The 25,772-nt window shown below is 56.7% G+C and carries 25 protein-coding genes and 2 tRNA genes; 11 read left to right on the top strand and 16 right to left on the bottom strand.

Features of this window, described 5'->3' with window-relative positions; translation table 11 throughout:
• Position 1: 1 nt before the first annotated feature.
• The 3 genes from JJL52_RS11085 to JJL52_RS11075 form a co-directional block, all read right to left on the bottom strand.
• Complete coding sequence (locus tag JJL52_RS11085) at positions 2-1,555, bottom strand: MBOAT family O-acyltransferase (protein ID WP_202052471.1); 1,554 nt, start codon at positions 1,553-1,555, stop codon at positions 2-4.
• A 65-nt stretch (positions 1,556-1,620) separates the two neighbouring features.
• On the bottom strand, positions 1,621-1,974 hold the full coding sequence (locus tag JJL52_RS11080) for a hypothetical protein (RefSeq protein ID WP_202052470.1): 354 nt from the start codon (positions 1,972-1,974) through the stop codon (positions 1,621-1,623).
• 15 nt (positions 1,975-1,989) lie between these two features.
• Positions 1,990-4,749 (bottom strand): Hsp70 family protein, encoded by a 2,760-nt coding sequence (locus tag JJL52_RS11075; protein WP_202052469.1) that lies wholly within the window; start codon positions 4,747-4,749, stop codon positions 1,990-1,992.
• Between the two features lie 368 nt (positions 4,750-5,117).
• Between JJL52_RS11075 and JJL52_RS11070 the strand changes: the two genes are divergently transcribed.
• The 8 genes from JJL52_RS11070 (at position 5,118) to JJL52_RS11035 (ending at position 9,343) form a co-directional block, all read left to right on the top strand.
• Positions 5,118-5,193: transfer RNA gene (locus tag JJL52_RS11070), tRNA-Phe, on the top strand.
• Between the two features lie 52 nt (positions 5,194-5,245).
• A tRNA-Phe gene (locus JJL52_RS11065) sits at positions 5,246-5,321 on the top strand.
• 230 nt (positions 5,322-5,551) lie between these two features.
• Complete coding sequence (locus JJL52_RS11060; protein WP_236994200.1) at positions 5,552-5,728, top strand: DUF1674 domain-containing protein; 177 nt, start codon at positions 5,552-5,554, stop codon at positions 5,726-5,728.
• Positions 5,729-5,755: 27 nt separating this feature from the next.
• Positions 5,756-6,148, top strand: a complete 393-nt coding sequence (sdhC, locus tag JJL52_RS11055; RefSeq protein WP_202052467.1) for a succinate dehydrogenase, cytochrome b556 subunit — start codon at positions 5,756-5,758, stop codon at positions 6,146-6,148.
• On the top strand, positions 6,145-6,525 hold the full coding sequence (sdhD, locus tag JJL52_RS11050; RefSeq protein ID WP_202052466.1) for a succinate dehydrogenase, hydrophobic membrane anchor protein: 381 nt from the start codon (positions 6,145-6,147) through the stop codon (positions 6,523-6,525). Before sdhC ends, sdhD begins: the two co-directional genes overlap by 4 nt.
• A gap of 3 nt (positions 6,526-6,528) precedes the next feature.
• Entirely contained in the window at positions 6,529-8,313 is a 1,785-nt protein-coding gene (gene sdhA, locus JJL52_RS11045; RefSeq protein WP_202052465.1) for a succinate dehydrogenase flavoprotein subunit, read from the top strand.
• Positions 8,313-9,098 carry a succinate dehydrogenase iron-sulfur subunit gene (locus JJL52_RS11040; RefSeq protein WP_236994199.1) on the top strand — a complete coding sequence of 262 codons (786 nt, stop codon included), beginning with the start codon at positions 8,313-8,315 and terminating at the stop codon, positions 9,096-9,098. The genes sdhA and JJL52_RS11040 overlap by 1 nt, the downstream gene beginning before the upstream one ends.
• The gene (locus JJL52_RS11035; protein ID WP_202052464.1) at positions 9,098-9,343 is read left to right on the top strand and encodes an FAD assembly factor SdhE; all 246 of its coding nucleotides are present in this window, start codon (positions 9,098-9,100) and stop codon (positions 9,341-9,343) included. The genes JJL52_RS11040 and JJL52_RS11035 overlap by 1 nt, the downstream gene beginning before the upstream one ends.
• Positions 9,344-9,486: 143 nt before the next feature.
• Here the strand turns inward: JJL52_RS11035 and JJL52_RS11030 are convergent, their stop codons facing one another.
• Positions 9,487-10,287 carry a cyclase family protein gene (locus JJL52_RS11030; RefSeq protein WP_202052463.1) on the bottom strand — a complete coding sequence of 267 codons (801 nt, stop codon included), beginning with the start codon at positions 10,285-10,287 and terminating at the stop codon, positions 9,487-9,489.
• 769 nt (positions 10,288-11,056) lie between these two features.
• On the opposite strand from JJL52_RS11030, the gene JJL52_RS11025 reads away from it, so the two are divergent.
• Entirely contained in the window at positions 11,057-11,443 is a 387-nt protein-coding gene (locus JJL52_RS11025) for a DUF4398 domain-containing protein (protein WP_236994198.1), read from the top strand.
• Positions 11,444-11,561: 118 nt separating this feature from the next.
• The gene (locus JJL52_RS11020; protein ID WP_236994197.1) at positions 11,562-12,248 is read left to right on the top strand and encodes an OmpA family protein; all 687 of its coding nucleotides are present in this window, start codon (positions 11,562-11,564) and stop codon (positions 12,246-12,248) included.
• A 68-nt stretch (positions 12,249-12,316) separates the two neighbouring features.
• On the opposite strand, the gene JJL52_RS11015 is transcribed toward JJL52_RS11020, so the two are convergent.
• On the bottom strand, positions 12,317-12,892 hold the full coding sequence (locus tag JJL52_RS11015) for a CDP-alcohol phosphatidyltransferase family protein (protein ID WP_202052461.1): 576 nt from the start codon (positions 12,890-12,892) through the stop codon (positions 12,317-12,319).
• 482 nt (positions 12,893-13,374) lie between these two features.
• Between JJL52_RS11015 and JJL52_RS11010 the strand changes: the two genes are divergently transcribed.
• On the top strand, positions 13,375-13,908 hold the full coding sequence (locus JJL52_RS11010) for a hypothetical protein (protein ID WP_236994196.1): 534 nt from the start codon (positions 13,375-13,377) through the stop codon (positions 13,906-13,908).
• A gap of 51 nt (positions 13,909-13,959) precedes the next feature.
• On the opposite strand, the gene moeA is transcribed toward JJL52_RS11010, so the two are convergent.
• The 11 genes from moeA to JJL52_RS10955 form a co-directional block, all read right to left on the bottom strand.
• Positions 13,960-15,219: a molybdopterin molybdotransferase MoeA gene (gene moeA, locus JJL52_RS11005; RefSeq protein WP_202052459.1), complete on the bottom strand. Its 1,260-nt coding sequence runs from the start codon at positions 15,217-15,219 to the stop codon at positions 13,960-13,962.
• Entirely contained in the window at positions 15,216-16,031 is an 816-nt protein-coding gene (soxA, locus tag JJL52_RS11000; RefSeq protein WP_236994195.1) for a sulfur oxidation c-type cytochrome SoxA, read from the bottom strand. Before soxA ends, moeA begins: the two co-directional genes overlap by 4 nt.
• A gap of 91 nt (positions 16,032-16,122) precedes the next feature.
• Entirely contained in the window at positions 16,123-16,434 is a 312-nt protein-coding gene (soxZ, locus tag JJL52_RS10995; protein WP_202052457.1) for a thiosulfate oxidation carrier complex protein SoxZ, read from the bottom strand.
• Position 16,435: 1 nt separating this feature from the next.
• The gene (gene soxY, locus JJL52_RS10990; protein ID WP_202052456.1) at positions 16,436-16,903 is read right to left on the bottom strand and encodes a thiosulfate oxidation carrier protein SoxY; all 468 of its coding nucleotides are present in this window, start codon (positions 16,901-16,903) and stop codon (positions 16,436-16,438) included.
• Positions 16,900-17,244, bottom strand: a complete 345-nt coding sequence (gene soxX, locus JJL52_RS10985; RefSeq protein WP_202052455.1) for a sulfur oxidation c-type cytochrome SoxX — start codon at positions 17,242-17,244, stop codon at positions 16,900-16,902. The genes soxY and soxX overlap by 4 nt, the downstream gene beginning before the upstream one ends.
• Positions 17,244-17,861 (bottom strand): thiamine phosphate synthase, encoded by a 618-nt coding sequence (gene thiE / locus JJL52_RS10980; RefSeq protein ID WP_202052454.1) that lies wholly within the window; start codon positions 17,859-17,861, stop codon positions 17,244-17,246. The genes soxX and thiE overlap by 1 nt, the downstream gene beginning before the upstream one ends.
• On the bottom strand, positions 17,858-18,649 hold the full coding sequence (gene thiD, locus JJL52_RS10975) for a bifunctional hydroxymethylpyrimidine kinase/phosphomethylpyrimidine kinase (protein ID WP_202052453.1): 792 nt from the start codon (positions 18,647-18,649) through the stop codon (positions 17,858-17,860). The genes thiE and thiD overlap by 4 nt, the downstream gene beginning before the upstream one ends.
• A gap of 272 nt (positions 18,650-18,921) precedes the next feature.
• Entirely contained in the window at positions 18,922-19,329 is a 408-nt protein-coding gene (locus JJL52_RS10970; RefSeq protein WP_236994194.1) for an ankyrin repeat domain-containing protein, read from the bottom strand.
• Between the two features lie 318 nt (positions 19,330-19,647).
• Positions 19,648-22,080, bottom strand: coding sequence for an acyl-CoA dehydrogenase (locus JJL52_RS10965; RefSeq protein ID WP_202052452.1), 2,433 nt, complete (start codon positions 22,078-22,080; stop codon positions 19,648-19,650).
• A 112-nt stretch (positions 22,081-22,192) separates the two neighbouring features.
• A complete protein-coding gene (locus JJL52_RS10960) occupies positions 22,193-24,511 on the bottom strand; it encodes a 3-hydroxyacyl-CoA dehydrogenase/enoyl-CoA hydratase family protein (RefSeq protein WP_202052451.1) in 2,319 nt (772 codons plus the stop codon).
• Entirely contained in the window at positions 24,508-25,647 is a 1,140-nt protein-coding gene (locus JJL52_RS10955) for a thiolase family protein (RefSeq protein WP_202052450.1), read from the bottom strand. The genes JJL52_RS10960 and JJL52_RS10955 overlap by 4 nt, the downstream gene beginning before the upstream one ends.
• Positions 25,648-25,772: the final 125 nt, after the last annotated feature.

Here is a 25,772-nt window from a genome sequence, read left to right as displayed (position 1 = left end):
GTTAAAACCTGAAATAAAGGAATTCGCTGATTTGGGTAAAGTTGAGCAGCGTATAAGCGAATGTCAGCCCCAATAGCCAAGCCTTAAGTGTTGCGGGGCTCCACTGACAGAGCCGCTGCAGCCATCCTTGCTCATTGGCGGACACTTTAGACAAAGCCGGACGGTAGCGGGCGAAAATTTGCTGCAAATTCGGGAAATAGAAAGCGATTAGCAGTGAGACGAATAAAATTTTGAAGGCTTTACCGGAGTCCAATTCGGTCAGCGGCAGGGTGCCGATGAAGCGTACGCCCAGCGGTTTCAGCCATTCGGCGACTCCGGAGTTGGCTAATTTCCTCGAAAAGGCGCAGCCGTTCATTCCTGCCATGCCGCGCAGAACATCGAGCGCGTCGTTCAAAGTTTCCGCCCGGAAAAACACCCAGCCAGCGACTACCGCAAAAAAAGTCAGCAACCCGGCCAGAAATTGCGCCATTCTGCCGCCGTTTCCCCAACCCATGCGCTGTTTGAACCCGATCCACGCATGGTTGATGATCAGGTAACCGCCGTGCAGTCCTCCCCAGATCACGAACGGCCAGCCGGCGCCGTGCCAGAGTCCGCCGAGCAGCATCGTGGCCATCAGATTCGCATGCCGGCGCAGGTTGCCTTTGCGGTTGCCGCCCAGCGGGATGTACAGGTAGTCGCGCAAAAAACGGGACAAGGTCATGTGCCAGCGCCGCCAGAACTCGATGATGCTGGTCGCCTTGTAAGGTGAATCGAAATTGACCGGCAGGCGGATATTGAACATCAGCGATAGGCCGATCGCCATGTCCGAATACGCCGAAAAATCGAAGTAGAGCTGGAATGTGTACGAGAGCGCGGCAATCCAGGATTCGACCAGCATCGGTTCGCCTCCCCGGTGCACTGCATCGAAAATCGGCGTCGCATACCCGGCCAGGGTATCGGCGAGCAGGATTTTCTTGGTCAGGCCCAGGATGAAGATGCTGAGTCCGACTGCCACATTATCCGCATTGATCCGGCAGCTGGCGCGTTCGCCGAACTGCGGCATCATTTCCTTATGATGCAGGACGGGGCCGGCGATCAAATGCGGAAAATAGGTTACGAACAGCGAATAATGCACGAAATTGTATTCCCTGGCCTTGCCTTGATAGCTGTCGACCAGAAAAGCGATTTGGGTAAAGGTAAAAAACGAGATCCCTAACGGCAGCAGAATCGGCGCATTTTCCAAGCCGGCGCCGGTCAACCGGTTCAGGTTATCGATAAAAAAATTGAAATACTTGAAATAACCGAGCAGCGACAGATTGAGCGCAATCGCCAGAATCAACAGGCATTTCGGACGGAGAACGGTTTGCTTGGCAATCGCGTAGCCGGCGCCATAGTTGACCGCAATCGAACCCAGCAGCAGGGCGGTAAAGCGAAAATCCCACCAGCCGTAAAAAAAAATGGAGGCCAGGGCGAGCCAGGCTGCAGCGAGTCTGGGACTGCGGCGCCCCAATCCGAAATAGCCGAAAAATACGATCGGGAGATAGGCGAAAATGAAACTGTACGAATTAAACAGCATGTATCAGGGAGCGCCGAGTGAAACCTTTCGGGGGTGATTTGTACGGAAATGAAAAAATGCGGTAATTATTGACGACTCCACGATTTTTTAATGTACCGCATTGTGACATATCCCGTTAATGCGCCCCACAGCAGCATATAAATGCTTAGCAGGATGACCTCCGGCGTGAAGCTATTCACATTCCGATAGTAATCGAAAATGTCGTCGCCGAGCAGCAGCGCCAGAATGATGAAAACGGAGCTTTTAAAGCGGATCACATGCTCGTAAAACACGCCGATGCCGAGGATCAGGAAGCCGGTAAAAAAACGGAGCGCGATGTGCCCCAGCATTTCGAGCGTCAGCATCTCGAGCCGGAACGCGGCGTCCAGAAAATAAAGCGCAATGAGACCCAGGAATAGAATGAGGCCGATCAGTTTCATTTTGGTGGGTGGTTTCTAATTTTTGTTGATCAATTTCAAGCCGGGCGGCAACGCTTCGCCGAAAATCTGTTGTTCTTCTTTTTCATCGAGTTCCTTATAGCTTTCGACTAACTCGATCCAGGAAGACGGCGCCTTTGCGAGCCGGAGCTTCTCGGCGACTTGGCGGTGCGTTTCTTCATCGATATCGCGGGCGCGGTCGCCGCTCATCCGGGCGATCAGCGTTGCCGCAAAACCGGCCTGCGGAATTTTTTTCCAGTCGGCCTGTGCAATTTGCCGGAGCCAAAGTGCCGCGGTTTCGGGCGGGATTACATTGTGGCTGCTGCCGTGAAACGGCATCCGGGCGCCGATACGGCCTAGGGCCCACCAACTCTGGTTCGATTCGCCGGGCTTTTGCAGGCGATTGAGCAGCCATTCGCCCAGCTGGATTTTTTTCTCGACCGGAAGGCGTTCGAGCACGGCCGCGAGGCGCACGATGTCGTCGAAACTGCGCACCTTCAGCTGCTTGGCGACGCCGGGCTGGCGTGCGGAGGCAGGATTGATATATTTGGCAATGTCCGCAAAAAGCTGTTCCTGCGCGGATTCTGTCAGACCGCCTGCGATCCGCCGCCACAGCGTCCACCATTCGGCCCAGTTCTGAATTTCATTCACGAATTGCAAACCGTGCGGATACAGCTTCCAGAGCTGTTCGACGCGCCAGTCGTCCAGCGCGAAACCGAAGCCGGGGCGCAGGCAGAAACCGGTCAGGCTGAACCAGACCCGCTCATGGTGTTCCGAGCGCTTGCGGTATTTGGCGCCTTCGAGCAGTTCTGCGAACAGGGCTCGGAGCAGCGGCGTCCGCCAGACATCGCGCGCTTCGCCGAGGATCTTCTCCAGGTCGGTGCGCAGGCTTTTGACCGCTTTCGGATCGATCGCTTTCGATTTCGAGCCGAACACGGCGCGGATTTGTTCGGCCGCTTTATCGAACTGCGGCGGCAATGAAACGTCGGCGGTCAGTGCCGTTTGGCCGCGGGAGCGAATCTGGAATTCGACATTCCAGCGCCGGCTGCTGTCTTGCACCGAGACGCATTCGATTTTCAGTGTGCCGATTTCGGTCTGGGTGACCGACAACTGTACGATTTCTTCGCTGCCGGCCTGGCTGTCTTCGCTCTCGAAGGCGGCTGCCAGCGGCGGCAGGGAATGGAATTGTTCGGTCATGTCGGCGATATCGCCCGGCTTGTAAGGCGTATCGCCGGACATCGAGCACAGATGGAAGCGCACCGGCATGCCGAGGCGCAACGCGAAACGGCGGTCTTTCAAGATCACTTCGTCGCCTTCCTCGCTGCCTTTCGGGAGAACGCAGACGCCTTGCTGTTGTTCCGCAGAGCCGGTATCGATCAGCAAGAAATAGCTGCGCGCCGCGCCGCCGCCGATCTTGAGTTTTTTCTCGCGCCGGGCCAGCGCGTAACTGACCGCGCCGAAGGCGACCGCGAGTTCCGGATGGCGGTTTTCGAGGAGGGTCAGTTTGCCGTTATTCCAGGACCGGCAGAGCTCCTCGATCCTATGGCTTAAGGTCTGACTGCGGAACACGCCTCCGTTAACCAGCAATGCATCGGGCGCGCTGCCGTGCCCCAGCGTGGCTTCACGCGCGGCGCTTTCATGCAGTTTCAAAAACGCCGCGATATGTTTGCTGACCGCCGGTTCCGCCGCGTACGGGAGTCCGAATTCGACGACGCCGCTGCGTTTCCGATCCGGCAGGTCGTCGCGTCCCGATAACGGAAAAAAACCGTCCAGTGCGATGGCGCGAACTTCCTCGCGGCTTAAAGTCGCGGCCCGGGAGCCGCCGATCAACTTCGAGCCGCCGCCAAGCAGCGTCACGTTGACCTGTTCGGGTGCACCGTCGGCCAACAGGCGCTCCTTCGCGATCCGGCACTGCTCCAGCAATTGCGACAATTCGGCCGCGGATAGACGCTGTTCGCCGCGGAGCAGCCGGCTTTCGGCCAGATGCGCGAGTGCCAGATCGATATTGTCGCCGCCGAGCATCAGGTGGTCGCCGACCCCGATCCGAGTCAGTTTCGGCTCCGGGCCCTCGTGCTCGACCTTGATCAGGGTCAGGTCGGTGGTGCCGCCGCCGACATCGCAAATCAGCAGCAGATGCACATCGGCAAGGAGTTCGCCGATGTTGCCGGCATTCCGCCGAAGCCAGTCGTAGCAGACCGCCTGCGGTTCTTCGAGCAGCCGGACCTTGGGCAAGCCGGCCCGCCGCGCGGCTTCGAGCGTGAGCGAGCGCGCCGCTTCGTCGAACGAGGCGGGCACCGTGATCACGATGTCCTGATCCGCAAGCGGTGCATCCTTGAAACGGTGGCCCCAAACTTTGCGGACATGCGCAAGATAGCTCGCGCTCGCGTCGATCGGAGAGACTTTGCTGGTGTCATCGCTGCCGCCCCAGGGCAGAATCCCGGCGCCGTGATCGACCGAAGGATGCGACAGCCAGCTTTTCGCGCTGGCGACCAGGCGTCCTTTGGTTTTGGCACCGAGTACGCGCGCGGCTTCGCCGATTACTGCGTTGTCCGCTTCCGCGGCAAACACGATATCCGCTTGGGACAGTTCGCCTTCGGCGGGATGATAACGGACCGACGGCAATAGGGTTCTGGCCGCGACCTGGCCCGGTGCGGTTAATTGCTCGATCTCGAAGATCCGAAGGTTGATGGGGGCTTCGCCTATTTTCGCATAGGCGACCACGGTATGGGTCGTGCCGAGATCAATGCCGACGAGGTACTGGGGGGAAGACTTTTGCACGTTGATTTTATTATTTGTTATGCCAGAGTGGAGTTGGGTCCGACCATCGCCCGTTATTGCCCGACTTGTTCCATACAAGCAGGGCTAAAAAATGCAATAAACGAAAAGGCGCTCATAAGGCGGTTCCCGCATAAAATCGTCTATTCTAACCGATTATTTCCGCGCTGATCAGGCCTTATCCGCGATAGACCATTGAATCTGGAAATCGCTTCGGCAAAAACTTAGGCGAGGCGCAACGAGCGCGCCTGTCGGGAATTTCGGTAACGGGTTGAATCGCTTGGGAGTGATTTCTTTACCCTAACTTTAAAAAACTTTTTTGTTGACGTACTGCCGATTATCGGTTTAAATATGCGTCTTTTTGCAGGCAAGCCCAGGTAGCTCAGTCGGTAGAGCAAAGGACTGAAAATCCTTGTGTCGACAGTTCGATTCTGTCCCTGGGCACCATTGCCGCAGATCATTCAAATAGATTTATCCCCACAGGCTGACATCAGCCATTGCCCAGGTAGCTCAGTCGGTAGAGCAAAGGACTGAAAATCCTTGTGTCGACAGTTCGATTCTGTCCCTGGGCACCATTTTTTCCCGCCAATGTGCTTTTAGGCCTTGTTACCGGGGCTCTTTGCTTTATATAATAAAGTTAAACTTTGCGACAGGTTACCAAGTCGAATTCCTGATTTTTCAATTTCATGGGTTTTTGGTATTCGCCTTGTATTGGCTGCAGCGGAAATTTGCGGTCATGTCATAGCCTTCGTCTTTTGTGCCTTCGCGCACGAACTCCTTTCACTCAGATAGCTCTCCAGCGATGATGACGGAACAATCGACATCCAGCCCGGCACAAACTGAGCAACCGGAACGGGACGACTCCCTGCAGTCCATTCCTTCAATACCGTTATCCCCTGACCAAGAAATCGGCGGCTTTAAAGGGCCTGAGCCGACCCGCTATGGTGACTGGGAAAAAAACGGGCGCTGCATCGATTTTTAACCCTTTCTTCACTCCGGAATCGAAGCCATGAACGCGCCACATCCAAGACCTCTTTCGCCCCATCTGCAAGTCTACAGGCTGCCGTTGACCGCTGTGCTTTCAATTACTCACCGGATTACCGGGGTCTTGTTGTCGGCCGGGCTCTTGTCTGTCGTTTGCCTCTTGTCGGCGCTGGCTGCAGGGCCCGAGGCTTACGCTTCGGCGCAGGCGATCGCCGGTTCGGGGGGGATGCGTTTTCTAAGCTGGGCATTCATCTATGCTCTGTTTTTCCATTTGTGCCATGGCATCAGACATTTGATTTGGGATGCGGGCCAGGGTTTCGAGGCCGGCACTTTGAACCGCTATGCCTGGATCGAACTGACGGCTTCGGTGCTGCTGACGCTGGCGGTTTTTGTTCTTTCGAGTAGGGATAGCTTATGAAATACCGAACGCCTTTAGCGAAAGCGCGGGGATTGGGAGCGGCGAGATCCGGGACCACGCGCTGGTGGATGGAGCGGGTCACCGCCGCGGCGCTGATTCCGTTGTCCTACTGGTTGGTCAAATTGGTCGATTTGAGTGCGACTACCCCCTATGCGGAAACCCGGGATTGGCTCGCCGCACCGGTAAATACAGTTGGTGTGATCGCCTTTGTGGCAGCGGCGTTTTACCATGCGGCGCTTGGCTTGCGCGTGGTGATCGAAGACTACGTCGATCGCGAAGGCTCCAAGATCGTATTGATCTGGCTGGTCAATCTTGGAGCGGCCCTGCTTTCGTTGATTGCTTTGCTGGCCGTATTTCGCACGCTACAGACAGGATGATTCATGACGGCTTCATACAAGATTATCGAACATGCCTATGACGTACTGGTCGTCGGCGCGGGCGGTGCGGGCCTTCGGGCTACGCTCGGGATGGCCGAAAAAAACCTGAAAACCGCCTGCATCACCAAGGTTTTTCCTACCCGCAGCCATACCGTCGCGGCGCAAGGAGGCATCAGCGCGGCGCTCGGCAACATGGGCGAGGACGACTGGCGTTTTCACATGTACGACACGGTCAAGGGTTCCGACTGGCTCGGCGACCAGGACGCGATCGAATACATGTGCCGGGAAGCGATTCCGGCGATCATCGAGCTCGAACATTACGGAGTACCGTTTTCCCGGACGCCGGAAGGTAAGATCTACCAGCGCGCGTTTGGCGGCATGTCCACCCATTACGGCAAGGGACGCGCCCAGCGCACCTGCGCGGCGGCGGACAAGACCGGCCATGCGATCCTGCACACCTTGTACCAGCAGTCACTGAAGCACAACGCCGAATTTTTCGTCGAATTTATCGTGCTCGATCTGATCATGGAAGACGGCGTCTGCCGCGGCGTGCTGGCATGGTCTCTGGACGACGGTTCGCTGCATCTGTTCAAGGCGCATATGACCGTGCTCGCGACCGGCGGTTACGGGCGCAGCTATTTCTCCTGTACCTCGGCGCATACGGTGACCGGCGACGGCAACGCGATGGTGCTGCGCGCGGGCCTTGCGCTGCAGGACATGGAATTCGTACAGTTCCATCCGACCGGCATTTACGGTTCGGGCTGCCTGATTACCGAAGGGGTGCGCGGGGAGGGCGGTTATCTGACCAACGCCGAAGGCGAACGCTTCATGGAACGTTATGCGCCGTCTGCGCGCGATCTGGCTTCGCGCGACATCGTCAGCCGGGCGATGACGATCGAGATCAACGAGGGCCGCGGCGTCGGCAGGCTGAAAGATCACATCTATCTGCACATCGAACATCTGGATCCGGCGATCATCCATGAACGCCTGCCTGGCATCGCCGAAACCTCACGCATTTTCGCCGGCGTCGACGTGACCAAGGAGCCGATTCCGGTCCTGCCGACCGTGCATTACAACATGGGCGGCATTCCGACCAACTACAATACCGAAGTCGTGACGCTGAAGGACGGCAATCCCGACCATGTGGTGCCGGGCTTGATGGCGATCGGCGAGGCGGCCTGCGTCTCGGTGCATGGCGCAAATCGGCTCGGTTCGAACTCGCTGCTCGACATCATCGTGTTCGGACGTGCCGCCGCGATCCGTTGCGCCCAACTGATCAAACCGGGCGATGCGCATAAGCCGCTACGCAAGGATGCGGCCGACCGGGCGATTGCCCGTTTCGACAAAATTCGCCATGCGCAGGGAGGCCGTCCGACCGCCGAGATTCGGTTGGACATGCAGAAAACGATGCAGGCGAAGGCGGCCGTGTTCCGGACCCAGTCGACGCTGGATGAAGGGATCAAGGCGATGGCCGAGATTCGCGCCTCGTTTGCGGATGTTTCCCTGAAAGACCGTTCGCTGATCTGGAACACCGACCTGGTCGAAACGCTGGAGCTCGATAATCTGCTGAGCCAGGCGTTGGTCACGATCAGCGCGGCCGGCAACCGGAAGGAAAGCCGGGGAGGGCATGCGCGCGAAGATTATCCGAACCGCGACGATGCGAACTGGCTCAAACATACGCTGACCTGGCTGCCGGGCAATCAGGTCAAAATCGACTACCGGCCGGTGCATCTGTTTACGCTGACCGACGAAGTCGAGGCTTTCCCACCGAAAGAGAGGATTTATTGATGGCCGAATTTACTCTGCCGAAAAATTCGCGCGTGCAAAAGGGAAAAACGCATCATGCGCCCGCTGGCGTCAAAAATATCCGCCGCTTCGAGATCTACCGCTGGGACCCGGAAACCGGCGACAATCCTCGCATCGACGTCTATGAACTGGACGCGGAACACTGCGGAGCGATGGTGCTCGATGCGATCATCAAAATCAAAAACGAGGTCGACAGCACCTTGACGTTCCGCCGCTCCTGCCGGGAAGGGGTCTGCGGTTCCTGCGCGATGAACATCGACGGCAAAAATACCCTGGCCTGCACCAAGGCGATCGATTCGCTGCCCGACACGATACGAATATTCCCGTTGCCGCACGCCCAAGTGGTGAAAGACTTGGTGCCCGACCTGAACCATTTATTCGCCCAATACGCTTCGATCAAACCCTGGATCGAAACCCAAACGCCGCCGCCTGCCGACAGCGAACGCCTGCAAAGCCGTGAAGACCGGGCCAAGCTGGACGGGCTGTACGATTGCATCCTGTGCTTCTGCTGCTCGACGAGCTGCCCGAGCTACTGGTGGAACAGCGAGCGCTACCTGGGGCCGGCGGTACTCCTGCAGGCCTATCGCTGGATTAACGACAGCCGCGACGAAAACACCGGCCAGCGCCTCGACGAGCTCGAAGACCCGTTCAAGCTGTACCGCTGCCATACGATCATGAACTGCACCGATACCTGTCCGAAAAGTCTCAATCCGGCCAAAGCGATCGCGGAAATCAAAAAACTTCTGCTGCAACGGCAGGAAGGTTGATGCGTTCGTTCGAAAAGCTGAAATGGCGATGCCGCCGAGGCGTCGTAGAGCTGGATATTTTGCTGCTGCACTATCTGGAAACGCATTATCTTCTGGCGGATGAGGATGAACAAAACCGGTTCGCCGACTTGTTGGAATGGGAAGACGACGAGTTGCTGGCGGTGCTGGTCGGCGGGAAAAAGTCTGTGGTTTCGGGTTTTGCCGCATTGGTCGGCAAGATCCGGAACGTCACGGGTATCTCATAGTCCCTACGGCTCTGCACCGGCGAAGTCCGGAACCTCCCAAGCCGGACCGTACGCAGCATACTTGCCATATTGCGGAGCCGTAGCCCGGATCAGGTATGAACGCCGCCTGCCTCAGAGCGCGAGTAGGCGGCGCTCCAATATGACTACCGGGATGGCAGTCCGGCGATAATCCGCAGCGGCGCCCCGCTGCCTTTCGCTATTTTCATTGGCAGCGCTACCACATAAATGCCTTCGGCCGGGAGTTTCTCCAGATTGGCCAGGTTTTCGAAACCGGGTTTGCTATGGCCCAACAAAATCCGGTGCGTCTCGAAGTCTTTCGATTGGCCGTAATCGAGGCTCGGCGTATCAAGTCCTACCGCTTTAATGTTTCTGTTTTCGACCAGCCACGCAGCCGCAGCCGGACCGATGCCGGGAAAATGCAGTTCGGGGATTGCTTCGGGACCGGTTTTCGGTGTGCCGAAATAGCCGGCCCGGTCCGGGTAAAACGCTCCGTAGCCGGTCCTGAACAGGACGATCGTGTTGTCCGGAATCGCGCCGTGCTCCTTTTCCCAGTTTTGGATGTCCTCGACCCCGATCTGATAATCCCGGTCCGCCAGCGCCTTAACTGAAACATCGATCATCACCGCGTCGCCGATCAGGCTTTCCAGCGGAATCCTGTCCACTGCTTGCCCGTTTTCCGCGAAATGGACCGGCGCATCCAGATGCGTGCCGCCGTGTTCGGGCGTACAGAGACTGTAGGAAGAGTAGTAATAGCCGAGCGGCGTTTTACCGTCCGCATCGGTCATGTGTTCGAATCCTTTGGCATTGTTCGGCCAGTATAAGGTGTTTTTGTCGTAGCTATGGCTCAAATCGATCCATTCAAGAGATCCGGGCAATATGGCCGGGTCATGGTGCCGTGCGCAGGCGGTAAGGCCTGTCAGAAATAAAAAGATCAATTTTTTCATAAGAATAATTCTTCCAGAAAGAAAACAGAAATGACCGCGGCGTTATTGCCCGGCCCTGAAAACTAATCTCCTTTATCGGATTCCCTTCGCGCTTTCCGACTTTTTTCCGTCGATTGCACCAGTTTGATCCATTCTTTTATTCGTAGTGAATATCAGGAACCGGGCCGATACGTCTGGTTTTTTATCAATATTTCCTGATATAAGGCGTTAAATAAATTAGCTTAATTATCATATATTCTAACTTTATTTTAAATTTTCTCAATAATCTTCCTTTTATTTATCAGTAGATGGTTGCGGCAATTATTATTTTAGAGGGTTTGTCGATGTTTACTGAAATGCTGTCTGATATTTTTCTATAGGCAGTTCATCTTATTGTATAAAGCCGCTGTTTCAGAGAGGTAATAAAATAGATATTAAATGATTACATTGCGTATTCTGTCGACTTCATGATCATCAGTATCCGCTTGATATCCATGCCAGGCACTTATTGCTTGAATTTGACAGTCGCATATACCGTGACTAATGCGATAAATTAAATGCTCGGCTCATGGAATGCCTTAAACGGGGCAAGGTTTTCACAGCCAAAGAATGAGTATTGTATATATTTTAAATTCTATACCCTTATATCATATAAAAAACGGGTCGAACTCTGAACTGAAAATTATTAACGGAATCGTAATAATAAATTAGCGGGGGGTTGTGTATCTGACTCATTCTAATTCCTAACCGTTTCGCTAAAACAATACTGTTCAAATTTAAGGTGCGCAATATGTTTAAGATGAATATGTTTTTGAGATTAGGAGTTCTAGCAGCGCCGGCAAGTTTGACGATGGCGCTGATCGGCTGCAGTTCAACGCCGCCTCGAGATACGCTGGCGAAGGCCGAGTTCGCAATACAGGACGCCGGCCGAAGCGGCGCCGAACAATTCGAGCCCGAACTTTTGACCAGCGCTCGCGCAAAACTCGCTCGGGCCAACAAGGCCGTCGATGACGATGAAAATGACGACGCGCGCAGGCTGGCTCAGGAAGCCGTTGCCGAAGCCACGTTAGCCAACGCCAAAGCCGCCGCGGCTAAACAGGCCAAAGAGGTAGAGGATATGAAGAAGGCGATCGAGGCCCTGAAAGAGGAATCTTCCCGACAAATCCAAGGACAGTAATCGAATCATTCGGAGGTGTACCGTGGCAGCACAAATTTTGTTTCAACCAAATAAATGGTTGAGTATTGGGCTTGTCTTATCCAGCGGATTGATAACGGCTTGTACGTCGGATCCCCCTATGGCTCTGGAAAGAGCGCGAGCGGACTATCTGCAAACGATGCATGACCCGGCGGTCCGGTCCTACGCTTCCGCCGACTTATTCGCGGCGCAAGACCTGTTGCAGCAAGCGGAAAATACCTGGGAAGAGGACGAAGATTTTGATGAAACGTCGCACCTTTCCTACCTGACCAGCCTCAAGCTGGAGCTGGCCCGGGCAAATGCCGAGCGAAGTGCCTCGGACAAAGATTTCGAAAAATTTAGCGCTCAAAAAGACAGGATACGCCTGGAAGCCCGCGATGCCGAAATTCAGAAGCTGAAAGCCAGAAAAGTGCCGGAAGGCATTTTGGTGACGCTGGGGGATGTGTTGTTCGATACGGCCCGCGCAGATCTGAAACCCGGCAGCCTTCAGAAATTATATCCGCTCGTCGATTATTTAAGGCAGCATTCCGATACCATGGTGAAGATCGAAGGCTATACCGACAGCCGAGGTTCGGAAGCTTACAACGAAGAGCTTTCCTCCAGACGCGCGGAAGCGGTCAGGGACTTTCTGGCAAGTAACGGGATTTCGCCGCAACGCATGACGGTGCAAGGCATGGGGGAGAACTTTCCGATCGCTTCGAACTCGACTTCGGCAGGAAGGCAGCAAAATCGCCGCGTTGATGTCACCATCACCGATGCCTCGAAAGCTGGCGCGTCGAGGCAGTAGGCTGATAAGGCGCATTTGTTCCGTAATGTTCAGGAGGACGGTCGACAGGGACGTGAAACGCATTCTCTTTAGCGGGATTCCATGTCCAGCGGCCGCCGGGACCAAAGATCGGCATTCCTGATGAATATTGTCGTCATCGAGATATAGCCCGATGCCAAAGCCAGGATCAGGCTGGTCAATGCGACCGGAGCCGCAATGGTCGATAGACTCTCCCATCCCAATCCTGCGATTACCGCGCCGGCGGCGATCAGTTGAAATAAAGTCTTCAGTTTGCTCAGGCGTTCGGTCCTGATCATTACGCCCAGACAGGGCGCCATGCTGCGGAATCCCTGCACCGCGAATTCGCGCGCGAGCAGCAGCAGTACCATCCATAGCGGAATCCAGGCCGGATAGCGGCAGGCCAGGAACACCAGCAGGACATTGGACATAATCTTATCCGCCAAGGGATCGAGAAACGCACCGACGTTGCTGACGCAATTGAGGCGTCTTGCCGCCCAGCCATCCACCAGATCGGTCAGACCGGCCGCCAGAAACAGGGCAAAAGCCCATCGGTAGTCGGCGATATCTGCCGCTGCGAGGAGTCCCATCACGGGCAGCAGCAAAACAATGCGCGAAAGCGTCAGTAGATTGGGAAGCCAAGTCATGAGTCAATCTCCAAAGAATCTCCGAAGATGCGCTGAAGATCGCGGTCTGGATGTATCCCGCAAATCGCAGGGCGAAGTTATCGATCCGAAAACGGATCCATAAATTACCATCATTGCGCCTGCCCGAGCAAACAATGATATTTTTGAAGCGGAGCGGGCTTTCGTTGATGCCGAGGAAGAATTTTTTAAGCGGTCATCTTTCGAATAACGGAAGAAAGGGTATATTATCAGGCCGTTGCCTGCGTTTCCCGACCGATTCGGTAGGGATAAATGCGTATTTATTTTAGATGATGCAGTGCAGGCGGCATTTCAACGCGAAGGTCGAAGGTGTCGGCTAGCCATAGCCGAATTGTTCTTATGTGTGGAGGTTAATAATGAAAATAACAAAACGGCACGGACAAAAAACAGGAAGTTCCTGGAGTAGAGGACAAAATTTAGCGTTAGGCTCGGCAAAGCGGGTTGTGTGGCTGGCGCATCTGCTGATGTTTGCCATAATCTTGCAGCAGCCCGTTTATGCCCACCGGGGCGATGCGAACGATGTGGATCCGTGCAGAATCAAAGTCAGCAACGAGTGGATTCATTTCGCGGCCTATACGCCGACTTTCAGCGAAAACAAGAGCTACTGCAGATCGGTACCGAAGGTCGGCATGACCAATCTGGTTTTCGATTACGAAGACAAGCAACTGCGTCATGTCAGCATCGAATTCGAAGTCACCAAGGAGCCGGAAGGCACGCGGGTTTTCTATCGGCCTCCAAGCACCAGCAAAACCGGTACGGTGGAAGGTGCAGTCGATTTCAGCCAGTTCGGCGCCGGTAATTATCTGGTTCACGTGACCATCGACAACAATAACGAAAAAGTCGATACGCATATTCCGTTCTCGGTCGGCATCGAGGGCGACGAATCGTTTATCAAAGTTAAGAAGTTTCTGTTTACGATTGGGGTCTGCGTCGTGATCGGCTATTTGTGCTTCAGGTATGCGCGGAGCGGAAAAGGCGGCCAGCCTAACTCGGCCTGAAACACGGCGTTCCTGACCTTTGAAAAAGGCCGCAGAAGCGGCCTTTTTTATTTAGAACAAGCCGGCGAACGGATTCACCCAGACCGTCTCTCCGGCTTTTACGTTTCCCCTGTCGTGCTCAAGAATGATCAAAGCGTTCGCGAGGCTCATCGAACTCAAGATGCCCGAACCCTGATTGCCGGTGCTTCGGGCCGTCCATTCGCCGTTTTGATCCTGGCCGATTATCCCGCGCGGGACTTCGGTACGTCCCGGCTTCTTGCGCAGGTCGTCCAGCATCCGGGCACGGAAAAGCGGCACGATCGGCTTGTTGTTGATCCCGAGCATTTTTTCGAGCGAGGGCAGAACAAGGAGATAAAAAGTCACCATGACCGCGACCGGGTTGCCGGGCAGCCCGAAGAATACCGCATTGCCGATCCGGCCGAAGGCAAAGGGGCGGCCGGGTTTGAGCGCGACCTTCCAGAAGCCGATCCGTCCCGAAGTTTGCAGCGCGGTTTTGGTGTAATCGGCTTCTCCGGACGAAACGCCGCCGGTCGAAACGATCACATCGGCGAACTCTGCAGCCTGCTCGAAAGCGTTCAGCAGTGCGTCGGGCCTGTCTTCGACGATGCCGAGATTGATCACTTCAATATCGGGCCGATCAAGCGCCGCCCACAGGCTGTAGCGGTTGCTGTCGTAGAGGCCACCCGCCTTGGGCGTCGTTCCGATACTGAAGATCTCGTTCCCGGTCGAGGCGATTGCGATCCTGAGTTTGCGAACCACATTGATTTCGGGAATGCCGAGCGAAGCGATCAGTCCGATATCGGGCGGGATCAGCCGTTTGCCGGGATGCAGAATGGTCTGACCTAGCCTGATGTCTTCTCCGGCCCGGCGCACGTTCTGACCGGGTTTATGGCGTCCGTCGATCAGCACGGTATTGCCGCGCCGTTCCGCATGTTCCTGCATGATCACCGTATCGAGCCCTTCCGGCATCGGGGCGCCCGTCATGATCCGCAGGCATTGGCCGGGATTGAGCCTGCCCTGAAACGGTTCGCCGGCGTAGGCCTTGCCGGCAATCTCCAAAATGCGCGTGCCTTCCGCCGGCAAGTCGGCCCCGCTTAGCGCATAGCCGTCGACCGCCGAGTTGGTATACCCCGGCACATTGAAATCGGCCGTGATAGCCTCGGCCAGGGTACGGCCCCGCGCATTTTCGATATTCACGCGTTCGTAGCCGCCGATTGGCGGCGAGGCATCCAGAATGCGGGTCAGCGCATCGTTTAGCGGAATCAGTCCGGGTTCATGGATGTCGTTGCAGGCGGGTTGGATTTTGATCATTTGCGTGTACTGGGTCCGGTGATCGGAACGCCGTTGCTCATGTAGCTTAGAAAATATTCGAGATTGCGCAGGACGACGCTTTGCGCTGGCGGCGCATCGGCCCTGATTTGCGTCAGGCACTCGCGAAAACGCCGGTGCAGGGTGCCCATTTCGCCCCATTTCAACCGATACGTCGGCCAGTTGGCGGTATGGCCGAGCGAAGCACTGAGGATTTCCGAACGGATGCGCTTGCCGGCGTTTTGCACATGACAGGTTGCGCAGGCGAAATTCAGTTGGCCGTGGCGTTCGTAATAAAAGTTCTTGCCTTGTCGATAAGCTGCCAGGGCACGCGGGTCGTCTTCCGGAATCGTAATCTCGATCGCCTGGTCGCGCGAGGTGTAGGCCATGTAGGCGAGCAAGAAGGTGATCTCGCCTTTTTCGGCGTCCAGCGGTTTTTCACGGCTTCTTTCCCGGCAATCGTTCAGCGCTTGGGCGAGCGTGACGACTTCGCCTTTGTCTTTATCCCATTGCGGATAGCGATGCGCGATACCGATGCCTTTTTCCGGAAAACAGTCGGCATAGCGGCCGCCGGTTTGCGGAAAAGGCATATTGAACAACTTTTCGCCTTGTTCGATCGCCTCCTCATAAGGCGGAAATTCTTCGATCGCCTGCCAGGATTCACGCGCGACCGGGTCGATTGCATAGACGCCGTTGGCGTAATCGCTCAGGCGCAACTGCGGGAAGAGCCGGCGGTAATGCTCCTGGAATTGCTGCCGGTCTTGCGATGGTGCGGCATGCAGGGGAAAGGCGACAAACAGGAGGCCAGCGAGCAAAACGCTTTTCGTAGAGTACGCTGTGCGTACCTTTTTCAAATCTTTCGTAAGTGTCAAAACTTCATAAAGGTACGCACAGCGTACTCTACCTTCATTTGAGGACATGCTCTTCGCTGTCTTTGTTGCCGAGATTGTCGACCCATTCGATTTTGATTTGGTCGCCGGGCTCGCCGCCTTTCAGCATGAATGCGAAATACGGGTCTTTCGAAATGCTCATGCCCACCTGGCAGTTCATGACCGCCTTGCCGTTGTGGCTCAGCTTCAGTTCCCGGATGAAATGGGCCGGAATCGGCTGGTTCGTCTTCGGATCCTTGCTGCGGCCGGTTTCCATCGGGTGCGTGATCAGGGTCCGGATCTGGGTCTTGCCTTCGAAGCGTTTGGTACGAATCTTGATGCTCGACATGTCAACCCCCGCAGCCGCCGATCGTGACTTTGACCAGTTGTCTGGCGCTGTAAAACCCCCTATCGGTTTCCGCGACCGCGATTACTTCGGAGGTCTCGGCCATTTTCAGGCGTGCCGAAACGAATGGATCGAGATCGGGCGACAGCTCGAAGCGTACAGCCAGCGGCACCGGATTTTTCGCCACGAAGATCGAGACGGCCCTGACGCCGGGCAGGGAACTGCTGACCGTAATCGGTACGATCGCGCCGTTTTCGGCGATCAGCGGTATCTTGATTTCGATGTCTTTACTTTCAGTGATTTTTTGGTCCTTGAATAATCGTTTCAGCGACTCTTCGAGCGGGACTTGTTTGAAATTTTCGACCCGCCATTCGGCGAATACCTTGGGCGGCGCAAGTAAACCTAAAGTTGAGGCGAACGAACAGGCACTGAATGCCAGCGATTTTTTAAGGAAAGAGCGGCGGGTGGTCATGGCTGACTCCATAAATAATCGACGATCCGGTCGATTTCGTCGGCGGTAAGAATCCTGTTTCTGCCGAACGGCGGCATACTGGTTTCGGGGTTGAAGCGGGTCGCGTCGAAGATCTGATCGCGCAGCTGCGCTTTGTCTTTGAAACGCGTTTTCAAAGCCGCCAGCGGCGGGCCGATATTGCCGGGCGATTCGCCGTCGTCGATCGCGTGGCAGGCCAGGCAGTTGCCTTTGTTGCGGTCGAAGGCCAGCTGCTTGCCGTCGTTCACGCGTTCTTGCGGCAATTCGGCGATAGCAGCGCAAGCGGCCAGCAGGGCGAACGAAGCCAGCAGAAAAGATTTCATCAACGATCGAACAGGTATTGATAGGCGCGGGCCGAAAGTTCCGGCTCGCGGTCGAAAACGCCGCCGATCACGGCCAGCAAATCGGCTCCGGCCGCGAGCAGCGCCGCACCGTTTTCCGGCAGAATGCCGCCGATCGCGACGATCGGAATCGACAGCGCTTGCCTGGCCTGGCGAAGCGTATCCGGATGCGCGGGAGAAGCCAAAGGCTTCGTGCCGGAAGGGAAAAAACGTCCGAAAGCCGCATAAGTTGTGCCGTGCGCCTGGGCTTCCAGCGCCCGTTCGAGCGAGTTATAGCAGGAAACGCCGATGATCGCATCGATGCCGAGCCGCTCACGTGCCTCGCGGATATGCCCGTCGTCCTTGCCGAGATGCACGCCGTCCGCGCCGGCTTCCAGCGCCAGTTCGATACTGTCGTTGACCAGCAGCGGGACTTGATGCCGGCGGCAGACCTTGACCAGTTCGCGGGCCAGAGTCAGCGCATCGTGGGGATGCTTGTCGCGGTACTGCACGACGACCGCGCCGCCGCGGATCGCGGCCTCGACTTCGGCGATGACCGTGGCCGGCGATTTGCCGTCGGTTTGGGTGATTGCGTACAGGCCGCGTGCCGGAAATTTCATACGCCCGCTTCCATCCAGAACAGGCGGTCCGGGTTGTGCTGGCCCTTGCCGGGCAGATAGCCGTGCTGCAGCGCATTCCAGGTGTATTCCTGCGCTTCGTAAACCGCTTGTGCCGGCGTCAATCCCTGCGCCAGAAGCCCTGCGATACAGGCCGCCAGCGTGCAGCCGGAGCCGTGATAGCTTTCGGGCAGCCGGTCCCAATGAAAGGTTTCGATGCGGCGCCCGTCGTGGTAGAGCCTATTGCTGACCTTCGGCGTCGTTTCGTGCGCGCCGGTAGTCAGCACGTAACGGCAGCCTTTTTTTAGCAAGGCCAGTCCGCATTCGTTCAGATCCTCAAGACCGGCCAGCTTGCGTGCCTCTTGGCTGTTTGGGGTCAATACGGTCGTGAGGGGCAGCAAGAGATCGACGATCACCTCGAGCAATTTCCGATCCGACATTTCCGCGCCGCCGCCCGCCGCGAGCACCGGATCGAGCACGACCGGAATGTGCGGATGCCGTTGCAGGATCGCATGGATCGCTTCGGCGATTTTATGATGGCCGATCAGACCGATCTTGAAGACCTTGACATCCAGATCCGTCAACACGGTTTCGGCCTGGCTAATGATGTCTTCAGGGTTCTGCGGCAGCAGTTTCTTGACGTTGCGGCTGTCCTGCTCGGTCAGCGCGGTAATCACGCTGGCGGCATGGCAATGCTGGCTGACCAGTGTTTCGATATCGGCCTGTACGCCGGCCCCGCCACTCGGATCGTGGCCGGAAAAGCAGAGGACGACGGGGCGGGTGATCGACATGGTAATAGCTGGAATTTCAATTTAATTCCTTATTTTAACCCGAAAAGCTGATGGGGTAATGAAGGTTTTACGTCGAGATCTAGGATGGGTAGAGCGTAGCGAAGCCCATCAGTTGGGATAAAAAATATGGATCAAACTCCTTATTTTTGCATCGCGACACCAAATTAGGCTTGTGTTCTTGGGATTGGGCAGGTTCGATCGATGGGTTTCGGCTGGCGCCTCTACCCATCCTAAGGGCTAGTGCATCGTAATAATGGAGGAACGACAAAAAATTATTCCTTCGCACCGGCTTCAACCAGGATTTTTTCTATTTCCGCATGCCCTCTGGTGCGAGCGAATTGCAAGGAATTGGCGGTCGGTTTCGCGCCTTTGGACAACAGCAGCTTGACCATTTCCAGTTGTCCCCGTCCGGCCGCCAGACCAAGTGCGGCTCCGCCGCCGGCGTTCACGTCCATGCCGGCCTCGAGAAACAAGTTGACGGCAGTCATATCGCCTTCGCCTGCAGATTTGGCGAATTGCTGTTCGGTGTAATCGACCCCCATTTCTTTCAAGTCTTTGCGCGCAGTGACCGGATCGGCGGCGACGACAATAGTTGCAGGCATAGCAGCGCAGAGCCCGAGTACAGCGAAGAAGGATTTCAATAAGGCGCGGCCATAGCTTGCGGCAAGTTTTTTAATCATTGTTATTCTCCGGAAAATAAAGATGTTGGACTTCTTCCTTTAGCCGCTTTCTATGGCAAATAATTTGGCAACGGCAAAGGTTGACCACTTATCAGTTTAGCAAAGAGGCTGTAATACAGCGCAGGGATTTGGCATGAGCATGAAGGATGCGGTAAGGAACGAACTCCATCCTGCACATTCGCAAGGGGTGGAGTTCGTTATCGTGCCAGCTTAAAAATGCACCCATGGTTTATATGGCGCAAAATAGTCGACTGCTGCGCCACAAGTGGGTTTTGATCGTTAGGCGCATTGCCGGCGCCAAAACGCCCAACGAAAATGTCAGGACCGCTTGACGCCGGCCATCTCTTCCGGGCTGAAATCGTCAACCGTAATTGCCGCGAGCCGGGCTTTGTTGGCGGCGTCGATCAGGCCGGCTTCCAGTTCGGTGATGAGCCCTTTGGCCAGGGCTTCGGCGGCGGCGTGCGACGGGTCGCCTTTGCCCAGCAGCTTTTTCTTTTGCGCCTGGCGAAGCTTCGCCTCGACCGGCGAGGCGGCGAGCACGGCCTTGAACGCGACTTCGATTCGGCCGGTCGGATCGTCCGGCTGGTTGTTGATGTAAATGCCGCGGGTCAGGCGGTCGCGCGCGGGCGATTCGATTAGAAGAACCGATGCCGTCTGGTGAATCAGCCGTTCGCCGGGCGGCAGGCAGGGTTTGCCGAGCGGGAAGATGAATAGGCGCAGCAGCCAGACGGCTGGGCGCATCGGCAGCTTCCACAAGATTTCCGTTAATGCTTGCTGCGTTTGATACAGGGTTTGCCGGCAGGCCCAGTGCAGCAAGGGCAAATCGTCGTCCAGGCCGCCTTCGTTCTGGTAGTGCTTCAGCACGCAGGAACACAGATACAGGTTGCCGAGTGCGTCGGCGAAACGGCCGGATAGCCGTTCCCGGCGTTTCAGGGCGCCGCCCAGCGTCAATAAAGCAAAGTCGGCCAGTAAAGCAAAACCGGCGCTGAAGCGCGCGACTTGGCGATAATAGCGCCGGCTATACTTGTCGCCGGGCACCGAAGCAAGGCGGCCCCCGCTCAGGCCGAACCAGAAGCTTATAGCCAGATTGCGCATGAAAAAACCGATGTGTTCGAACAGTATCCTGTCGAACTGTTCGGCGGCAGCTTCGGCATTATCGCTCCGGTTCAAAACGGCCATTTCCTTTTGAATGTACGGATGGCAGCGGACTGCGCCCTGGCCGAAGATCATCATCGTGCGGGTCAGGATGTTTGCGCCTTCGACGGTAATGCTGACCGGAATCACCTCGTATAGGCGGCCGAGATAGTTCCGAGGCCCCATGCAGATGCCGGAGCCGCCCTGGATGTCCATCCCGTCGTTGATTACCTTGCGCATCCGTTCGGTCAGCTCGTATTTCAGGATCGCGGAGATCACCGACGGCTTTTCGCCTTGGTCGAGTGCCGCACAGGTGACCTTACGCGCGGCATCCATCAGGTAGGCCTGGCCGGCCATGTGCGCGAGCGGCTCTTCGATACCCTCGAATTCGCCGATCGGCACGTTGAACTGTTTGCGGATACGCGCATAGGCGCCGGTGTTCCGGCTGGTGAATTTGGCGCCGCCGACGCTGAGCGCGGGCAATGAGATCGCGCGTCCGGTCGCGAGGCATTGCATTAGCATTTTCCAGCCGTTGCCGACCTGATCGATCCCGCCGATCACCCAGTCCATCGGAATGAATACGTCCTTGCCCCAGTTCGGGCCGTTCTGGAAGGCGGAGTCGAGCGGAAAGTGCCGGCGACCGATCGACATGCCCGGCGTATTGGTCGGAATTAGTGCGAGGGTGATGCCGATATTTTGCTTGTCGCCGATTAGGCGATCAGGATCGTAGAGCTTGAACGCCAAACCTAAAACGGTCGCAACCGGGCCGAGCGTGATGTAGCGTTTTTCCCAGTTCAACCGGATGCCGAGCGTCTTTCGGCCTTTGAAATCCTGGTAGCAGACGATGCCGGTATCGGGCATCGCGCCCGCGTCGCTGCCCGCGTGCGGACCGGTCAGCGCGAAGGCCGGAATTTCTTCCCCGTTCGCAAGGCGCGGCAGATAGTGGTTTTTTTGCTCCTCGGTGCCGTAGACCAACAGCAGTTTCGCAGGCCCGAGCGAGTTCGGCACCATCACGGTCACCGCAGCGGTCGAGCTGCGGCTCGAAAGCTTCATCACCACTTCCGAATGCGCCGTTTCGGAAAATTCGAGGCCGCCGTAGCGCTTCGGAATGATCATGCCGCAAAATTTTTCGCGTTTGATGTAGTCCCAGACTTCCTTTGGCAAGTCCATCCGGTTGCGGGTGATGTCCCAGTCGTTCAGCATCGCGCACAGGGTTTCCACCGGACCATCGATGAAAGCCTGTTCCTCGGTAGACAGGCGGGCGGCGGGCAGATCCTGCAGCATTTTCCAGTTCGGCTTGCCGGAGAACAGTTCCGCATCCCACCAGACCGTGCCTGCTTCGAGCGCTTCCCGCTCGGTCTGCGACATCGGCGGCAAGGCCGCTTTCATCAGTTTGAACATCGGCCGGCTGATCCATTTCATGCGCAGCGTATTGATGTTCAGCGGCATGAAGATGAGCAGATACAAAGCCCATAAACCCTGGCTGAAAGGCGTCACGCCATAGGCCAATAGGTAGGCCATCAGCCACAGGCCTATCACCCAGGTAGCCATCAATAAGGAAGTACGCCGGTAGCACACCGCCAATACCAGGGCGATTAAAGCAATAAACCAAAGCATGACGATTTCTCCTGTTGCTGTCGGAAGCGCCGCGTTTACAGGCACTTCATATTTTTATAGTTCTTATACCAAAGCCCTGCATCAGAAAGTTATTTTTAGCCACATCCCAAAGTCAATTCCTCAGCGGTTTGCCCGTTTTCAGCATGTGGTCGAGCCTGGCCAGCGTGCCAGGTTGCTTGACCAGTTCGACGAACGCTTCGCATTCTAACGCGAGGATGTCGTCTTCGGTTAACGGCTGGGTGATATCGGTGTCGCCGCCGCTGAGCACCTTGGCCAGTTGGCCGAGCACCACGAGGTCGTAATCGGTGGCCTTGCCAAGTACATGAAAGGCTTTGACGCCCATGTTCAGCATCACGCGTGCCGTCTTGCCGGGCAGCCTGAATACGGCCGGCTCCGGCGGCGCATAATTTTCGGCCAGTGCCAGCGCCTTCGCTTTCGCATCGGCCAGGAGGCGAAATTTGTTCATCGTGATGCCGTCGTCCTTGCCCAGATAGAGCAATTCTTTCGCATCGGCCGCCGATTTCGAGACGGTTGCCAGGCTGACCGTCTGAAACGCCTTTACGATCGGTGGAATCGGCCCGCCCGGTTTTTTCGGAAACGCGAACCAGCGCCTGAGGTATTCCTTACAGCCGCCCCAGCCCGGAATCAGCCCGACGCCGACTTCGACGAGGCCCATGTAAAGTTCCGCATGGGCCTGGATCGCATCGCAGTGCAGCAGGATTTCGCAGCCGCCGCCCAGGGCCAGCCCGTTTGGCGCGCCGACGACCGGGAACGGCGCATATTTCAGCGCCTGGTAAGCCTGTTGGCCGGTCGTAATCAAACCGGCGACGGCGTTCCAGTCCTGGTTGTGGATCGCCTGCATCAACAGGCTGAGATTGGCGCCGGCCGAGAAATTTTCGCCTTCGTTGTGAATTACCAGCGCCTTGAAGCCGCTCCGTACCTGGTCGACGCTTTGCCGGATCAGTTCCATGATCTCCATGTCGAGCGTATTCATTTTGCTGTGAAATTCCAGGCAGGCGACTCCGTCGCCCGCGTCCCAGAGACTGGCCGAGCGGTTTTGCAAAACCGGGGCGCCGCGGAGCTTCACGTCGGACAGCAGTTCGATACCGGGAGCCCGCGTCACCGGCCGATAAGCGCCGTCAAAACCTTCCGCCTGCAATTTGCCGGCCTCGGCCTTGTAGAGCGGCTGCCTGTTCGCCAACAGCGGCGGTACGGGCCGGTTTTCGGATTGCAATTTATCGACAAACCAGGCGACACCAATTTGGTCGAGCAGTTCGAACGGGCCGGATTTCCAGTTATAGCCGTCGCGCATCGCTGCATCGACGGCAGTCATATCGTCGCTGATTTCCGGCGCAAGGCTCGCCGCGTAACCGAGCGTTTTCGACATCACCCGCCAGGCGAAAACCGCGGCCGGGTCCGAATGCGACAGAAGCGTCTGAAAACCGGATTTTTGCGCTGCCTGCAGCGCATTCAAATCGGCTTTGACGGAAAGGGCATAATGGCCGGTCTTAAGGTCGACCGACTCTTTGACCTTACCGCCGTCCTGCTTATTCAGGCGGTAAAAGCCGCCTTTGCCTTTGCGGCCGGTATAGCCGTCGGCGATCATCTTTTGCACGACTTGCGGCAGTTCACCGAGCTGATGAAACGGATCGCTCGGCGGCAGGGCCTGCTTCATGCTGGCCAGGATATGCGGAATCAGGTCGAGGCCGACCAGGTCGAGCAGGCCGAAAATGCCGGTTTTAGGAATCCCGAAAGGCAGCGAAATCGCCGCGTCGGCTTGCTCGACGGTCAAATCGAGCGCGATCGCTTCATGCAGGCCGCAAAGGGTCCAGTAGATGCCGATCCGGTTGCCGATGAAACCGGGGGTATCGTGGCAGGCCACGCAATTTTTGCCGAGCTTGATGTCGGCAAACTGTTTAACCGCTTCGAGCAGGTCCGGCCGTGTTTCCGGGCTCGACACCAGTTCCAGCAGGCGCATGTAGCGCGGCGGATTGAAAAAATGCGTGATCAGAAAGCGCTGCCGGAAGCTTTCGGGAAGATCCTTGACCAGCAGGCGCAAGGGCAGGGTGGACGTGTTCGAAGAAATGATGCAATCGTTTCGGCACACAGTGTCCAGCTTTTGATAGAGCGACTTCTTGATGCCCGGATGTTCGACCACCGCTTCGATCACCCAGTCGACCTCGGCCAGTTTCGGCAGATCGTCCTCGATATTGCCGGGTGTGATCAGCTTTGCGTTGTCCTTATGCATGAACGGCGCCGGGTCGGCCTTCAACAGTTTTTCGATCGCGGTTTTCGCGATGACCGAACGGTCGGAAGCATTCTCCGGCACGATATCGAGCAGCATCACTTTGCAGCCGGCGTTACTGATGTGGGCGGCGATGCTGGCGCCCATCACGCCCGCGCCGACCACGGCGACATGTTGAATGTTCATTGGATCGCCTCCAGTATCGTGGCAATGCCTTGACCGCCGCCGATGCATTGCGTGGCCAGCGCGTAGCGTTTGCCTTCGCGGACCAATAGGCTGGCCGCCTTGCCGGTGATCCGGGCGCCGCTCGCGCCGAGCGGATGGCCCAGCGCGATTGCGCCGCCGTCGAGATTGAGTTTATGTATCGGGATCGGCATCGCTTTTAAAACGGCGAGGAATTGCGCCGAAAAAGCTTCGTTCAGTTCGATGATATCGATGTCGTCGAGGTCGAGCCCCGCGCGTTTCAAAGCTTTCTCGGTCGCGGAAACCGGGCCCATGCCCATGATTTCCGGCGCGCAGCCCGATACCGCGATCGATTTGATCCGGGCGAGCTTCGGCAGGTTATGGGCATCGGCATACTCTTCGCTGCACACCAGCACCGAGGCCGCGCCGTCGGTCAACGGTGAGGAAGTACCGGCGGTAACGGTCCCCCCAGCCTGAAACGCGGGCGGCAATTGGGCCAATCCGGCCGCGCTCGAGTCGGGCCGCAGGCAGCCGTCCAGGTCCACCACTCCCAGCGGGGTTTTGATCGGAACGATTTCATCGACAAAATGGTTTTTCAGCTGCGCGTTGTAGGCTCTCTCCTGGCTCAGCAGTGCGAAAGACTCCTGTTCCTCGCGCGAGAGACTGTACTGCTTGGCCAGATTTTCGGCCGTATCGCCCATACTGATATACACTTCCGGATAATTCCGGTAGAGCACAGGATTCGGCATATAGTTGAAGCCGCCCATCGGAACGCGCGACATCGACTCGACCCCGGCACAGATGAACGCGTCGCCGGCATTCCATTGAATCGCGCCGGCCGCGATATGGATCGACTGCATCGACGAGCCGCAGAACCGGTTGACCGTGGTGCCGGCGACGGTCACCGGCAGCTCGGCAATCTGCCCGATGATGCGGGCGACGTTCATACCCTGTTCGCCTTCCGGAAATGCGCAGCCGAGAATCAGATCTTCAATGTCGGCGGGGTTGACCCCGGTTTTGTCTATCAATCCTTTTATGACCTGGGCAGCAAGGTCGTCGGGACGGACTTTGCTCAGCACGCCCTTGCTGGCCGGGGTAAACGGTGACCGGCAATAGCCGGAAATAACCACGTTTTTCATAAATTCGACTCCTGTTATTTATATGCAGTAGGATTGATTTTTTACCGGGCGACGATCACGGCAGCGGAACGGGTAGGGTGTAAAATGGGTTGATTACTCCTGGCCGGATAAGACGGCCCTGTTTC

Origin of the sequence: Candidatus Methylomicrobium oryzae, assembly GCF_016745425.1 — a bacterium.
Classification (GTDB): domain Bacteria; phylum Pseudomonadota; class Gammaproteobacteria; order Methylococcales; family Methylomonadaceae; genus Methylomicrobium; species Methylomicrobium oryzae.
This window is presented reverse-complemented; position numbering and strand designations above follow the sequence as displayed.

Excerpts from the sequence above, each read along its gene's own strand:
- thiD (WP_202052453.1), bottom strand. The coding sequence starts at position 18,649 with ATGTCGATCACCCGCCCCGTCGTCCTCTGCTTTTCCGGCCACGATCCG.
- JJL52_RS11010 (WP_236994196.1), top strand. The coding sequence starts at position 13,375 with ATGTTTGCCATAATCTTGCAGCAGCCCGTTTATGCCCACCGGGGCGAT.
- JJL52_RS11080 (WP_202052470.1), bottom strand. The coding sequence starts at position 1,974 with ATGAAACTGATCGGCCTCATTCTATTCCTGGGTCTCATTGCGCTTTAT.
- JJL52_RS11030 (WP_202052463.1), bottom strand. The coding sequence starts at position 10,287 with ATGAAAAAATTGATCTTTTTATTTCTGACAGGCCTTACCGCCTGCGCA.
- JJL52_RS11085 (WP_202052471.1), bottom strand. The coding sequence starts at position 1,555 with ATGCTGTTTAATTCGTACAGTTTCATTTTCGCCTATCTCCCGATCGTA.
- JJL52_RS11015 (WP_202052461.1), bottom strand. The coding sequence starts at position 12,892 with ATGACTTGGCTTCCCAATCTACTGACGCTTTCGCGCATTGTTTTGCTG.
- JJL52_RS10960 (WP_202052451.1), bottom strand. The coding sequence starts at position 24,511 with ATGAACATTCAACATGTCGCCGTGGTCGGCGCGGGCGTGATGGGCGCC.
- soxZ (WP_202052457.1), bottom strand. The coding sequence starts at position 16,434 with ATGTCGAGCATCAAGATTCGTACCAAACGCTTCGAAGGCAAGACCCAG.
- JJL52_RS11035 (WP_202052464.1), top strand. The coding sequence starts at position 9,098 with ATGCGTTCGTTCGAAAAGCTGAAATGGCGATGCCGCCGAGGCGTCGTA.
- soxX (WP_202052455.1), bottom strand. The coding sequence starts at position 17,244 with ATGAAATCTTTTCTGCTGGCTTCGTTCGCCCTGCTGGCCGCTTGCGCT.
- JJL52_RS11025 (WP_236994198.1), top strand. The coding sequence starts at position 11,057 with ATGTTTAAGATGAATATGTTTTTGAGATTAGGAGTTCTAGCAGCGCCG.
- sdhC (WP_202052467.1), top strand. The coding sequence starts at position 5,756 with ATGAACGCGCCACATCCAAGACCTCTTTCGCCCCATCTGCAAGTCTAC.
- sdhA (WP_202052465.1), top strand. The coding sequence starts at position 6,529 with ATGACGGCTTCATACAAGATTATCGAACATGCCTATGACGTACTGGTC.
- thiE (WP_202052454.1), bottom strand. The coding sequence starts at position 17,861 with ATGAAATTTCCGGCACGCGGCCTGTACGCAATCACCCAAACCGACGGC.
- JJL52_RS11040 (WP_236994199.1), top strand. The coding sequence starts at position 8,313 with ATGGCCGAATTTACTCTGCCGAAAAATTCGCGCGTGCAAAAGGGAAAA.
- JJL52_RS10955 (WP_202052450.1), bottom strand. The coding sequence starts at position 25,647 with ATGAAAAACGTGGTTATTTCCGGCTATTGCCGGTCACCGTTTACCCCG.
- soxY (WP_202052456.1), bottom strand. The coding sequence starts at position 16,903 with ATGACCACCCGCCGCTCTTTCCTTAAAAAATCGCTGGCATTCAGTGCC.
- JJL52_RS10965 (WP_202052452.1), bottom strand. The coding sequence starts at position 22,080 with ATGCTTTGGTTTATTGCTTTAATCGCCCTGGTATTGGCGGTGTGCTAC.
- JJL52_RS10970 (WP_236994194.1), bottom strand. The coding sequence starts at position 19,329 with ATGATTAAAAAACTTGCCGCAAGCTATGGCCGCGCCTTATTGAAATCC.
- sdhD (WP_202052466.1), top strand. The coding sequence starts at position 6,145 with ATGAAATACCGAACGCCTTTAGCGAAAGCGCGGGGATTGGGAGCGGCG.
- JJL52_RS11060 (WP_236994200.1), top strand. The coding sequence starts at position 5,552 with ATGACGGAACAATCGACATCCAGCCCGGCACAAACTGAGCAACCGGAA.
- JJL52_RS11020 (WP_236994197.1), top strand. The coding sequence starts at position 11,562 with ATGGCTCTGGAAAGAGCGCGAGCGGACTATCTGCAAACGATGCATGAC.
- moeA (WP_202052459.1), bottom strand. The coding sequence starts at position 15,219 with ATGATCAAAATCCAACCCGCCTGCAACGACATCCATGAACCCGGACTG.